Annotated in this window: 19 protein-coding genes; 3 read left to right on the forward strand and 16 right to left on the reverse strand. The window is 36.8% G+C overall.

Annotated features, from left to right (window positions below; translation table 11 throughout):
• Positions 1 to 135: 135 nt before the first annotated feature.
• Both argS and QM911_RS03795 read left to right on the forward strand, forming a co-directional pair.
• On the forward strand, positions 136 to 1827 hold the full coding sequence (gene argS / locus QM911_RS03790) for an arginine--tRNA ligase (RefSeq protein ID WP_414313163.1): 1692 nt from the start codon (positions 136 to 138) through the stop codon (positions 1825 to 1827).
• A 537-nt stretch (positions 1828 to 2364) separates the two neighbouring features.
• Positions 2365 to 2613, forward strand: coding sequence for a MarR family transcriptional regulator (locus QM911_RS03795; protein ID WP_414313164.1), 249 nt, complete (start codon positions 2365 to 2367; stop codon positions 2611 to 2613).
• A gap of 36 nt (positions 2614 to 2649) precedes the next feature.
• On the opposite strand, the gene QM911_RS03800 is transcribed toward QM911_RS03795, so the two are convergent.
• The 13 genes from QM911_RS03800 to QM911_RS03860 all read right to left on the reverse strand — a co-directional run bounded on the left by QM911_RS03800 (position 2650) and on the right by QM911_RS03860 (position 11511).
• Positions 2650 to 2895, reverse strand: a complete 246-nt coding sequence (locus tag QM911_RS03800; RefSeq protein ID WP_414313165.1) for a hypothetical protein — start codon at positions 2893 to 2895, stop codon at positions 2650 to 2652.
• Between the two features lie 33 nt (positions 2896 to 2928).
• On the reverse strand, positions 2929 to 3396 hold the full coding sequence (gene nrdI / locus QM911_RS03805; protein ID WP_414313166.1) for a class Ib ribonucleoside-diphosphate reductase assembly flavoprotein NrdI: 468 nt from the start codon (positions 3394 to 3396) through the stop codon (positions 2929 to 2931).
• 72 nt (positions 3397 to 3468) lie between these two features.
• Positions 3469 to 4002 carry an ABC transporter permease gene (locus QM911_RS03810; protein ID WP_414313167.1) on the reverse strand — a complete coding sequence of 178 codons (534 nt, stop codon included), beginning with the start codon at positions 4000 to 4002 and terminating at the stop codon, positions 3469 to 3471.
• 62 nt (positions 4003 to 4064) lie between these two features.
• Entirely contained in the window at positions 4065 to 5351 is a 1287-nt protein-coding gene (locus tag QM911_RS03815) for a response regulator (protein ID WP_414313168.1), read from the reverse strand.
• A 2-nt stretch (positions 5352 to 5353) separates the two neighbouring features.
• Positions 5354 to 7027, reverse strand: a complete 1674-nt coding sequence (locus QM911_RS03820; RefSeq protein ID WP_414313184.1) for a sensor histidine kinase — start codon at positions 7025 to 7027, stop codon at positions 5354 to 5356.
• The gene (locus QM911_RS03825) at positions 7005 to 7619 is read right to left on the reverse strand and encodes a YesL family protein (protein ID WP_075228764.1); all 615 of its coding nucleotides are present in this window, start codon (positions 7617 to 7619) and stop codon (positions 7005 to 7007) included. Before QM911_RS03825 ends, QM911_RS03820 begins: the two co-directional genes overlap by 23 nt.
• A gap of 623 nt (positions 7620 to 8242) precedes the next feature.
• Positions 8243 to 8449, reverse strand: a complete 207-nt coding sequence (locus tag QM911_RS03830; protein ID WP_070459618.1) for a CsbD family protein — start codon at positions 8447 to 8449, stop codon at positions 8243 to 8245.
• Positions 8450 to 8486: 37 nt separating this feature from the next.
• Positions 8487 to 9104 (reverse strand): Asp23/Gls24 family envelope stress response protein, encoded by a 618-nt coding sequence (locus tag QM911_RS03835; RefSeq protein WP_414313169.1) that lies wholly within the window; start codon positions 9102 to 9104, stop codon positions 8487 to 8489.
• An 11-nt stretch (positions 9105 to 9115) separates the two neighbouring features.
• Positions 9116 to 9286: a DUF2273 domain-containing protein gene (locus tag QM911_RS03840; RefSeq protein ID WP_060955197.1), complete on the reverse strand. Its 171-nt coding sequence runs from the start codon at positions 9284 to 9286 to the stop codon at positions 9116 to 9118.
• Positions 9287 to 9297: 11 nt separating this feature from the next.
• Entirely contained in the window at positions 9298 to 9861 is a 564-nt protein-coding gene (gene amaP, locus QM911_RS03845; RefSeq protein ID WP_414258458.1) for an alkaline shock response membrane anchor protein AmaP, read from the reverse strand.
• A gap of 86 nt (positions 9862 to 9947) precedes the next feature.
• Positions 9948 to 10187 (reverse strand): GlsB/YeaQ/YmgE family stress response membrane protein, encoded by a 240-nt coding sequence (locus QM911_RS03850; RefSeq protein WP_414313170.1) that lies wholly within the window; start codon positions 10185 to 10187, stop codon positions 9948 to 9950.
• Positions 10188 to 10546: 359 nt separating this feature from the next.
• The gene (gene cadX / locus QM911_RS03855) at positions 10547 to 10885 is read right to left on the reverse strand and encodes a Cd(II)/Zn(II)-sensing metalloregulatory transcriptional regulator CadX (protein ID WP_414313171.1); all 339 of its coding nucleotides are present in this window, start codon (positions 10883 to 10885) and stop codon (positions 10547 to 10549) included.
• Between the two features lie 11 nt (positions 10886 to 10896).
• Entirely contained in the window at positions 10897 to 11511 is a 615-nt protein-coding gene (locus QM911_RS03860) for a CadD family cadmium resistance transporter (protein ID WP_070458725.1), read from the reverse strand.
• A 28-nt stretch (positions 11512 to 11539) separates the two neighbouring features.
• Here QM911_RS03860 and QM911_RS03865 point away from each other — a divergent pair, with 28 nt between their 5' ends.
• Complete coding sequence (locus QM911_RS03865) at positions 11540 to 11668, forward strand: FanG protein (protein WP_075230464.1); 129 nt, start codon at positions 11540 to 11542, stop codon at positions 11666 to 11668.
• Between the two features lie 123 nt (positions 11669 to 11791).
• On the opposite strand, the gene rpmG is transcribed toward QM911_RS03865, so the two are convergent.
• The 3 genes from rpmG to QM911_RS03880 all read right to left on the reverse strand — a co-directional run bounded on the left by rpmG (position 11792) and on the right by QM911_RS03880 (position 12489).
• The gene (gene rpmG, locus QM911_RS03870) at positions 11792 to 11941 is read right to left on the reverse strand and encodes a 50S ribosomal protein L33 (protein WP_001265622.1); all 150 of its coding nucleotides are present in this window, start codon (positions 11939 to 11941) and stop codon (positions 11792 to 11794) included.
• Positions 11942 to 11956: 15 nt separating this feature from the next.
• Complete coding sequence (gene rpmF, locus QM911_RS03875) at positions 11957 to 12139, reverse strand: 50S ribosomal protein L32 (RefSeq protein WP_000290417.1); 183 nt, start codon at positions 12137 to 12139, stop codon at positions 11957 to 11959.
• Between the two features lie 149 nt (positions 12140 to 12288).
• Complete coding sequence (locus tag QM911_RS03880) at positions 12289 to 12489, reverse strand: PTS ascorbate transporter subunit IIC (RefSeq protein WP_075229745.1); 201 nt, start codon at positions 12487 to 12489, stop codon at positions 12289 to 12291.

The raw sequence follows: 12489 nt of genomic DNA on the forward strand, positions 1-12489 counted from the left end.
TCTCGAGTGAATATTTATAACATTTTACAACTATTTAATAAGAACATTATACCAAAAAAACTGAATATTTCAAAAAAATTCTTATCATTCCTCAAAATTGTGATAAAATAGAAGAAAAGTCCAAAGGAGTTTATAATGAATACAAAACAATTGATTGCTAGCGAATTGGCTAGCGTCATTGACAGCCTGGATCAAGAGGCTATTTTAAATTTACTAGAACAACCCAAAAACTCTGACATGGGAGACATCGCCTTCCCTGCCTTTACTCTAGCAAAAGTTGAGAGAAAAGCTCCACAAATGATTGCAGCAGATATCGCTGAAAAAATCAATAGCCAAGCCTTTGAAAAAGTCGTCGCTACTGGACCTTATGTTAACTTCTTCCTTGATAAAAATGCCATTTCTGCTCAAGTATTACAAGCTGTTATCACTGAAAAAGAACACTATGCTGACCAAAATATTGGTAAACAAGAAAATGTTGTTATCGACATGTCTAGTCCTAATATTGCTAAACCATTCTCTATTGGTCACCTACGCTCAACTGTTATCGGAGATAGCTTGTCACATATTTTCCAAAAAATCGGTTATCAAACAGTCAAGGTCAACCATTTGGGAGACTGGGGCAAACAGTTTGGAATGCTGATTGTTGCCTACAAAAAATGGGGCAACGAAGAAGCTGTAAAAGCTCATCCGATTGATGAACTTCTTAAACTCTACGTTCGCATCAATGCTGAAGCTGAAAATGACCCTAGCTTGGATGAAGAAGCACGCGAATGGTTCCGTAAACTTGAGAATGGAGACGAGGAAGCTCTCGCACTTTGGCAATGGTTCCGTGATGAAAGTTTGGTGGAATTTAACCGCCTTTACAATGAATTGAAGGTTGAATTCGACAGCTACAACGGGGAAGCCTTCTACAATGACAAGATGGATGCAGTTGTAGATATCCTTTCTGAAAAAGGACTTCTTGTTGAGTCAGAAGGAGCCCAAGTTGTTAATCTCGAAAAATATGGAATTGAACACCCAGCTCTTATCAAGAAATCTGACGGTGCAACTCTCTACATCACACGTGACTTGGCTGCTGCCCTTTACCGTAAAAACGAATACCAATTTGCCAAATCTATCTATGTCGTTGGTCAAGAACAATCTGCTCACTTTAAACAGCTTAAGGCTGTCTTGCAAGAGATGGGCTACGATTGGAGCCAAGACATTGTCCATGTTCCGTTTGGATTGGTAACAAAAGAAGGAAAGAAACTTTCTACTCGTAAAGGGAATGTTATCTTGTTAGAGCCAACTGTTGCAGAAGCCATCAGCCGTGCTAAAGCGCAGATCGAAGCCAAAAATCCTGAACTTGAAAACAAAAACCAAGTCGCTCATGCTGTTGGAGTTGGGGCCATTAAATTCTATGACCTTAAAACTGACCGTACAAATGGCTACGACTTCGACCTCGAAGCCATGGTATCCTTTGAAGGTGAGACTGGTCCTTATGTCCAATACGCTTATGCTCGTATCCAATCCATCTTGCGTAAAGCCGATTTCAAACCTGAAGCAGGCGCCAACTACAGTTTGAACGATGCTGAAAGCTGGGAAATCATCAAGCTAATCCAAGATTTCCCACGTATAATCAACCGTGCGGCGGATAACTTTGAACCTTCTATCATTGCTAAATTTGCAATTAGCTTAGCGCAAGCCTTTAATAAATATTACGCTCACACTCGTATCTTGGATGAAAGTCCAGAACGCGACAGTCGTTTAGCCCTCAGCTATGCAACAGCAGTTGTCCTCAAAGAAGCCCTTCGTTTATTGGGTGTAGAAGCACCAGAGAAGATGTGATTCAGTACTAACAATTGGAACTAAAGTTCCTAATTGTTAGACGCTAGCCGCTTTTATGCGGACTAGCTAACTGCTCCACTAGTTTTAGGACATCAATATTATCGATTTATGTCCTAAAACGTCGTAACTCTGACGATTTGCCTAAACGCTTCACTAATTCACCTAACCAAATAATATCGATTTGGTTAGGCTCATGTCGTAGGCTTTTAATCACTTTATTGTATTGCAGTCTAAGTAACTAACGCCAAATCCTATTCAGAGTTTGGCTAGGCGCTTCACTAGTCTTTCGATAGAAATATGATCGATTTCTACCGAAAGACGTCTCAATCTTAAAGTTACGGGATTACAGAGCGACTTAAGCAACCAATCCTAAATCTCTAGGACTTTTATTTGGTACTAGGGGCGGAGGGCATTACATCTACTATTTTAGATTAGCGATCACTTGCCTAATTTCTATATTGTCATTACTTGAAAAGCGAAAAATCTTTTTCGCTTTTCTCTTACCACCTACTTCTTTATCACTTAGGGAGAAATTTTATGAGCCAGTATGCTTATATCTTAGTTGTTATCAGTCTTCTTTTTCTCTTTCTCGTTAATAAATATGAAAAAGAGAAACTACAAAGACTCCTACAAGAGCAACTGTTAAAGGATGAAACTTTTCGCGCTACTATCAAGGAAAAGATTCAAACAACAGAAAACATCAACGATGTCATTGACTACATCAATAAAGGATATCGTTTGGGAATCATGATTGCAAAGGAAATTGTTGAAGACATCAGAAAATAAAAAAAGGATTCGAGATAGTATTTCTCGAGTCCTTTTCTATTTTTTCCTGAGAACTATGATTCCCACCAATATAACAATCCCTAGTGATGCTATAGTTCCGTATGCTGACAAACTTTCATCAAGAAATTTCTCGGAGAACTGCAGCAGAGCGATCGCTAAGAGTAGCAAGGCACTGCAAAGCATAATATCCTTGAAGCTTGGTTTGCGTTTTATATACTTTAAAAATGATTTCTGTAGTTTACTCATTTCGATTGTCCCCTTTGAAGTAAATCCTTTATCCATAGAATAAAACTCTTCCTCAGAAAATCTAGCCTCTTACAAAGCTTCTAATTCATAGAGTTCCGCAATAATCCCTGCAACCTTCTTGATATCTCCCAGCATACCACGCATCTCAAAGTCAGCTAGAACAGGGAAACCAAAGCGTTGGCTGTATTGTTTAGCCGTCAAACAGTATTGGTTGTTAAAATTACGATTGCCTGATCCTACGACACCAAAACACTTGCTGGCATTGTCACCGTAAGCGATAAAGCCCCCTACTGGAGTGGTCAAAATCTCCACATCACCATTGTCAACTCCATTGCCACCTTCTAGATAAGTCGGTAGAAAAGCGACATATGGATTGGTCATCTCAAAGAAATTCTCTCCCTCCTTGACCAAATCTTTAATATGAATTTTTTCTACTTCAATGTTCTCATACTGTTCTAATAGGTAAGCCTTCAATCGTGTTACGAAACTCTCCGTATTTCCGCTCAGACTGATATAGACTAAGGAAATTTTTTTCATTTTCTCCTCCTTTTTTGAATCATAAAAAATAACTACCAAGATTGTATCTTGATAGTTATGCTTTGTCAACTCTTAGGCAAGTTCTTCCTCTTCTTGAGTTTCTGTCAATTCTTTTTGCTGACGCCACATTTTATAGAAGACGATTGCTAGGAAGATAACATTGAGTACGATCCCCAAAATAGCTGAACCTTTGGCACCAAGCTCCGCTCCCATACGGATATTAGGGTCTGTAAAAAGTGAAACCGCATCCTGAACGCCGATAAAATTGTAGATAGAACCAACGATGGCAACGAAGACATAAGCAAGATAAGTGTAGTTAGCCAATTGAAGGTTTTTACGAATAAGGAAAACCAAAGCCACAACAACCAGAATAACAGATAAGACAACCAAGAGAATGCTGAAGATTGAATGACCATGCTCCGATACCTTAATGGTGTAAGCAACGAGCTCCTTAGCATAAGTAGCATTAACACCTGATGCTGATGTTTCTAGATTACTCATACCCTCCGCAGTAGGTACTGGAGATATGATTCCAAATAGTGACATTGCTGAGAGTAAGGCTGAAAAAATCAGTAATACCCATAGATAGATTGGTTTCTTTTTCATTAAAGCAACCCCCTTATGTTTTTTTAGTTTATTATAGCATATTTTAACAAGTAAAACAAATCCTACAAGTTTGCTTCCACCTGTTTACGGTAGGCTTTAGGAGACTTCCCACATAGTTTTCGAAAGACCTTATAGAAATAACCAACATTACTGTAACCAACTGTATAACAGATATCCTCGATACTATCATTAGTAGATAGCAAGAGCTGCTGAGCTGCCTTGATACGTTGCTTATTGAGAAGCTCTGCAAAAGTGGAATTGGTTTCCTTCTTAATCAACTGGCCCAAATAAACGGGATTGATAAAGAGATCCTTGCTGATATCCTTGAGAGAAAGCTCTTTTTGGTAATCTCTACCAATAACTTCAAGTACACTGACCACATTTTCATTCATGCGGTATTGGCCGAAGAAGGATGTCAAGGTTTCCTTGGTATAAGCGACTAGGTCCTCAAAAGTTGTAATGGCATGGATGTTTTTGACAATATCTGTCATGTCGTCTGCCTTCAGATGTTCAAAAAGATGGAAAACATCCATGACAAACTGGGTAAAGAGCTGCTTGGTAATGGATACCCTCGGTGTGTTTTCTAAGACAATCTTCTCAAGTAAGGTCAACTCCTCGATAATCTGCTGGAGATTTCCTTGAATAATCACTCGATAGATGGGTTCGTAGTAAGAAAAGAGACTTTCAGAATGATCCAAATTGACCGAGCCATAAAAGAGAGTCTTTTCAACATCACGCTTCCACTTTTCAAAGTTGATTTGATAAGGAGCTTCAAAAGGCATGACCAATAAGCCCTCAAATTCCTGATCTGCAAGGATGATCTGCCAGTCCTGACCTAGAACATAGTAAGGAATAACAAAATCCCCTTGTTTTTCTTTTGAAAGCCCAATCCACCAGTTTTCTTTTTGGCTGAGATGAGTCTTGAAGGCTTCTTCATCGAGTTGCTGACTCAATATTTCGGGCTCATGAGATTTTTCACCAAGCTGACTGACAATCTTTTCAAGCAAGCGTTCCAGTTCAACCTTATCGACCGGTTTAACCAGATAATCAACGACATTGAGATTCATGGCTTTTTTGACATAGTCAAATTCTTGGTAGCCTGAAAGAAGGATATAGTAAGCATTTGGCAACAACTCCTTCATCTCCCCAATCATTTCAAGCCCTGTCTTGTCAGGCATATTGACATCTGAAATAACAATATCGACGGGATGTTCTCGAACGTAGTCCAGAGCATCGTCAGCATGATTGGCTGTTGCAACGACTTCCATATCCCACTTATCAAAAGGAATCAAACGTTTGAGACCTTCTGTAATCATGTACTCGTCGTCCACTAAAAGTACTTTATACATCTTTATCCTTTCTCTTCATTTTTAATGGTAATTCGATAGCGAACACCTTCTTTTTCAACAGATTCTACACTGATATCATACCGGTCACCAAAGTAGAGCACAAAGCGCTCATGCACATTGACAATCCCAATGGACTGCCGTTTCCCACTATAATCCACTGTATGTTCAAAGGTTCTTTGAGCTAATTTGTCCTGGATCTCTGCTAATTTTTCGGCAGGCATTCCACGCCCATTATCGGTTACCAAAATTTCAACATAGCCTTCTTTTTTCAAGGCCTTGATACTGATCACATTATCTGTACGTCGATGATCAACTCCATGAGCAAAATAATTCTCCACCAAGGGTTGGAGGGTGAATTTTGGAATGCGCATTTCTTCCAAGCCAGGGTCGATCTTAAATCCGTAAGCAATGGATTTTGGATAGCGAACCATACAGAGATAACTGTACTTCCGACAAAACTCCACTTCTTGCTTTAATGTTGTTTCTCGCTCATCAGAGATGTTGTTGCGCAGGAGACTACTGAATTCGTAGATAATATCCGCTAGTTCATTTTGGTTTTCCATGACCGCGTACATCCGTATAAACTCGAGGGTATTGTACATGAAATGTGGATTTATCTGAGCTTGTAGGGCGCGCATATGGGCATCTTTTTGACTCAGTTCAAGCTGGTAAATATCATGGATATTTCTCTCCAATCGGTCCAACATATCATTTGTCGTCTCAGCGATTAAAAGCAATTCCTGGTCTTTTTTCGTGAGATCAATTCTTTTTCCCTGCTCCCCTTGCGCAATATCATGGATTGTTTCCACTAGGTCAACAACCTGTGTTTGATACTTCGAAAATGTTTTTTTCAAGGTTACATATAAAATAACGATAAAGAGGAGACTCAAAGCAAGAATAAAGACAGAACTAGAGATACTACCACTAAGGACATAACCTCGCGGAACAGCAACCTGAACCTGATAACCATGAGCAGTCTCGTCTTGCAACCATTCCTCTCGATCACTTTTTTCACCTTGGTGAAACATATCCGTTTCAAAAGGAGAGGTTATGCTCACAGCAATTGGAATATTTCCTCTGGTATTGTCAATAGCCTTATAAAAAACATCGGAAGATACAGAAACATAAATAACTCCGAGAGCTTGATCCGATACTGGATCGGATACGGGAACAGCAAAACTATTAGCATCTGGCTTAAAGGCGTCTGCAGAAACCTTGTAACCACTACGATTGTCCCTAGTCGAAACATAAACTTCTGTTGAGTCTTGCAAGACAATGGCTACACCCGTTACAAAATCATTGCGCACATAAAGGTCATCAATATTTTCATAAATGGATACAGAAATATAGGGTGATGCCTTACGTTCCAGTTGCCAGTAAAAATAATCCGGTGTACTAAGGCTAAAATACTTATAAATTCCCTCGATTCGCGCTTGATTATCTACTAAACTTTGGGCTGAACGCGCTGACTCTCGATAGTAATACTCAACCTCGCTCACTGTTCGAGTCAAAACCCGCTGGGAAACCTGTCTTGCTTCTTTTTCGCGACTATCCCAGTTTACATAGGAAATCAAAAGAGCAAAACTAGCAATGATGACAATCATCACCCAGCTATAGGTTCGAAGGAGCGAATGAAGCCAAAACTGTTTCATTCTATTTGGACGCCAATTTTTCATGAATGTTTTCATAAACAGGCTCCAATAAATCACTAATAAAGAAATGCCACATACCAATCCCTACAAAAATGATAAGGGCTGGCATATAGAAGCCAATGATGGCTAACAAGACGCTACCAAGAAGAACCTTGGCCACTGCTGACAAGCTCATAAAAATTCCAATAAAGGCAAGCTTTAAGGTATTTTGATAGGATAAGTCAAAATAAACTTGCAATTTTAGAGAAACTGTATAAGCCAAAAATACCAAAGCTACCAGAAAGATATTCAGAAAAGTCGCTGCCAAGTGGATAATGGTCTGATGCGGCAATTGGATCATGAGATACAAACCATAAATCAAGATCAAGTCAAGTCCCATAAAGGTGTAGAAACTGAGATTGCTTTTAACAAAATTGCTCTTGTAAAGAGTCCAAGCCTCTTTAAAACCATAGGCACGGTAAGAATAGCCGTGTTCCGCAAATAAACTCATGAGAGTCGCACTAGCTGGCGCTATACCAAAAACCACACCTCCCGCTAGTGTCAATAACCAAAAATAAGCTGTAGCTATCATCCCCAAAAAGAAACGATGAAAGACTAGCTCAATAAAATTTCCCACGGTTTGCCTCCAAAAAAATAATCTAGAACTATTATAACATATTTCAAGCGCTCTCAAAAATAGGAGGAGAGAAAAGGCAGTGAGAGTTGAACTTGCTTCCTTTTAGAAGCAAGTTCGGAGCAGGTAGCCATCCTTGTCAAATGGCCAAATGTTAGTTTATAAAGGATAAATATAATTGTTTAATAATGTTATTTGTACTATAATAAAGATAGATAGAGATACCGATTAATGACCAAAGGAGTTTTCGGAAAAGATAAACATATTTGCAGATTAAATACTTACTATTCAACTTATTTACTGGATTAACAAAATAACGAAAGGAGTATGAATCATGACTATTTTTATTTTAAAAACTACTTTGTTTTGGGTTGCGCTTGTATTGAGTCTTTTCTCTGATAAATTGTTCAAACAACAATATGTAAAAATCGTAAAAATAATTTGCACTATAATCATGTTAGTCGTTTCATTATCATATCTGTTCTAAGTTATTTTAAGAATACAGGAATTTGTTTGTCCTGTATTCTTTTTTTCTCTATAAAATGTGCATTGATAAAAACGAATAACAAAAACACCCCCTAGCTGGGAGTGTTTTCGAGAAAAATAGCAAGATTACCTAAATTTAATTATTTAGCATCATCTTTATGAAGCATGTTTTTTACACCTTCAACGACACCTTCTACAGCATCTTTTGCATCTTCAGCAACTTCTTTCACTTTAGAAACAACTTTTTCAGCAGCTCCTTCTTTTTCAAGTTCTTTATCGCCGATCAATTTGCCAACGCCTTCTTTAACAGATCCTGCTGCTTGGTTTAATTTTTCTTCTGTAGACATAAGTATGTCCTCCTTTTATTTTTTTCTAAATTAGTAATTAGTGAACACGTGGTTCTGCTTTGGCTGCAGCGTCTTTAACAGTTTCAACGCCTTGACCAACTTTTTCTTGAACGAACTCAGCGCCTTCGCCAAGTTTTTCTTGTGCTACTGCAACACCTGAACCGATACCAGATTTCACTCTAGACAATTGTTCTGACGCGAACTCACCTGTTGATTCTGCCACGTCAGTTACACGATCTTGAAGGCTAACTGAGTCTGCTTCATGTTGTTCTTTAGTTTTGATGTCAACAACATTAACGTTAACTTCAACTACTTCTAGATCAGTCATTTTTGCAACTTCTGATACGATAACGTCTTTGATTTCCTTGTATAGAGTTGGAACGTTTTTTCTGTACTCTACGATAACGTTCAAGTCAACTGCTACTTGTTCTTTACCAACTTCAACGTTAACACCGTGTGTTACATCGTTAGTATTCACAATTTTTTCTGTAAGATTTGAGAAAAATCCGCCATCAACATGTAATAGTCCTGGAACTCTATCTAGTGAAAGGCCGATAATTTTTTGAATAACTTTATCTTCGTAAGTTAATTCTCCTCGAACATCTTTAGAAACAACATCTTGTTTTTCATTTGCATTTTTTTCTACGTTTGACATATGAAACTCCTTTATTTATTTAAATAATTCTTCTGTACATAGTATCCCAACCAAATTCCTAAAGCTCCACAAATTAAAACAAACATCGTTTTAAAGAAACCAAAGGATAGGATGAAGCAAGCTAGAATAATACCTACTACACCACATAGAATTGGGTATTGATATTTTTTAAACCATTCCATTTTTTACTTCCTTACTTTACACGACTAACAATTTTCTTAGCTGCTTTTTGAGGGTCATATTCTTTCACTGAAACTTCCAGTTTAACCTCTCGATCAATGCCAAAGAATTCTTTCAATCCTTGAGTAATTTCGTTTTGAACTACTTCAAATTTGTTAGCAATGTTATCTGAAAGAACAGTTGTACCTTCTACAGAAACGAAACATTTCTTTTTCCAAGTTTGTACTTTGATTTTAGGCTCTTTAACTAGCTTATGATCAAGAACCAAACATCTAACAAATCCTTCGATAGCTGAATTTTTTAGTTTTAATTTGTCGTCTTTAGTTCCAAGTTTTATTTCCAGATATTGTCTAGGATAAAACAGGATTACTAAGACCCATAATAAAACTAAGATAGACAGGCCTAGAAGCCCCCAAAATACATATCTAGCGAGATAATATTCAAATGATGTCTGTCGCCAGCTAGTCAATTGAATTCCTAAATCACTAACCTGGTGATAATCTATCAAAATAGGAAGGAAAATTGTCAAGATTAAAATACAGAAAATAAGTAGTAATATTTTCTTTGATTTTGACATATAAAATCCTTTCAATTAAAGCACTAAACTATAGGTTTACCCGTCAATACTAAATTTAAATCTATAGTTTATGATTGAGTAAAAAGTTAATCTTTTTTACCCAAAAGGAATGATACTACAGCGACAACAATCACCGCACCAGCAATCGATGGAATAATTGACATTCCCGCTAGAGAAGGTCCCCATGTCCCAAAAAGCGATTGGCCGACGGATGACCCAATTAAACCAGCAAAAATATTTGCAATGATTCCCATTGAACCACCTTTTTTAGTAATTGCTCCTGCAGCGAGACCGATAAAACCTCCTACAATAATGGACCACAACATAATATGCACCCTCCTTTCACAACCCCAATATATTTGGGTTAAATATAGTATATCATAATGTGAGAGCGCACACAAATTATATGCTCACGAATATATGCTTTAATAAAATTTATGTTTGATTTTAAAAAACTACACGAAAAATGTAATTATTTAGTTAATTTTTATTGAAATTGGGAAAAAGAAAAAACGCTTGAAATCAGCGTTTTTCTTATGTATTGATTCGTATTGAATGCTTACTTCACTTCTATAAAAAGATTAAATAATTTCTATTTCAGCTGTTAGAAACGTTGGTACATCAATGTTTTTAGAATGCTACATAATAAAAGGTAGAGTGAATGGTAAAGTAGTAAAAATAGTTGTTATCCTAGTTGATTAAAAAAATCTCTGATTTCCTCATCTTTTATAAAATAATATATAATTTTCCCCTCTCTTCTAGTATCCAAGATGTTTTGATTGGCTAGTTTACGAAGATGGTGGGAGGCAGATGCCATACTGAGATTTAGTAAACAGGCTATATCACAGACACAGAGTTCTTCAACAGCAAGGAGATAAAAGATGATATTTATCTGTTTATTATTGGTAAACTTTGATAAAATACGAAGTGATTTTTGGACTTTTTCCTTTTCAAGGTAGTTCGTTGCGGTTGTAACATTTTGTTGATTTATAATATTCACTTGGCAGATACTATCTTTTTTCATAATTTTTTCTCCTAGCCGAACACAGTCCTTAGCATGTCAAAGCTGTTGTTTTCAATCAGGATATACATCCCCAATCCTAAATAAACAACGGCAATAAACCATCTGCTATATTTTTCCAAAGTTTCTCCAACAGAAGGGACTTGTGCCAATTTTTGGGCAGAAAAAACCAAGAGATAAATCATGACTAGAAAAGTAAGTAAAGCCACTATCAAATTCGTTAAATTTAAGGTAATAAAATATGGGACAAAAACACCAATATTGTCAGCACCACAACTTGCAAAAGTAATCATAGCGACTAGAAAAATCAGGTTTTTATCATCTTTGCGCAAACCATCTTTTGCAATAGCTTCTCCATCAGAATCTCCTAAAAGCAAAACTTTGAGTCCTAGGAAAATTGGAATCAAACCGAGCAAACCTAAAATCTCTTTACTAGGAATATAATTTAAGACAAATGCAAAAAGTAAACTTAGCAATATTAGACTAACAGAGCCTAGAAATTGTCCTAAATAGATGTTAATAATGTCTTTTCTGCTTTTTCTTTTGGCAAAAAATAACATTAGGATAATAAGTAAGTCTACGGCTGTCCCAGAATACAGGATTATTGAAGTAACAACATTTTGAATCATAAAATACCTCATTCAAATATATTTTTGAATGTATTTTAACATTAAACTTTGTAGATGTCAACTTCAGCTCCATCAAAATATAGATAAGAAGGTAGTGTACCAAACATTAAAAAGCCCTGCCATCGAAATGATAGCAGGGCTTAATTTCAATATCTAAATGATATATTTATCTAAAAAAGGTAGAGATTGAACTGAAATATAGTGAAATGTATTGAAATTGGAAAAAAGAAAAAACGCTTAAAATCAGCGTTTTTCTTATGTATTGATTCGTATTGAATGCTTACTTCACTTCTGTAAACACAACGTGTTTGCGAAGTTTTGGTGAGTATTTCTTCAATTGAAGACGGTCTGGAGTGTTACGTTTGTTTTTAGAAGTAAGGTACAAGCGTTCACCAGATTCTTTGTGTTCAAGTGTAATATTTACGCGCATGGTATCTCCCTTCTATTATTCAGCTGATGCAGCTTTAGCGATCTTACGTCCTTTGTAGTATCCTTTAAGTGATACACGGTGTGAACGTGAGTAATCTCCAGTAGTTTCGTCAAAGTTTACAGATGGAGCTGTTACTTTGTAGTGTGTACGACGTTTGTTTTTCTTCGCTTTTGAAGTGCGACGTGCAGGTACTGCCATTTTGATTTCTCCTTTTAAGATATAAATTCAGTTAGGTTTGATTTTCATCAACTTTAATAGTATATCAAAACTTTTTTGTAAAGTAAAGTTACTTGACAAAAAAAAGATAAAAAAATTTTCCTATCCACTATTCTGGATAGGAAAATAGATTAAATATCAATCTCGAAGGGTTCATCAATGGTTTCTGAGACGTATTTCCCGTCTTTTTTCCGTTGCTTGACACATTCTGTAAGGAGATATTCAATCTGCCCGTTAACTGATCGGAAGTCATCCTCTGCCCATGATGCGAGTGCAGCATATAACTTTGCCGAAAGTCGAAGGGGGATTTGCTTTTTTTTAGCTTCTGCCAT

It is taken from the genome of Streptococcus infantis (genome assembly GCF_047460825.1).
GTDB classification, from domain to species: Bacteria; Bacillota; Bacilli; order Lactobacillales; family Streptococcaceae; genus Streptococcus; species Streptococcus infantis_V.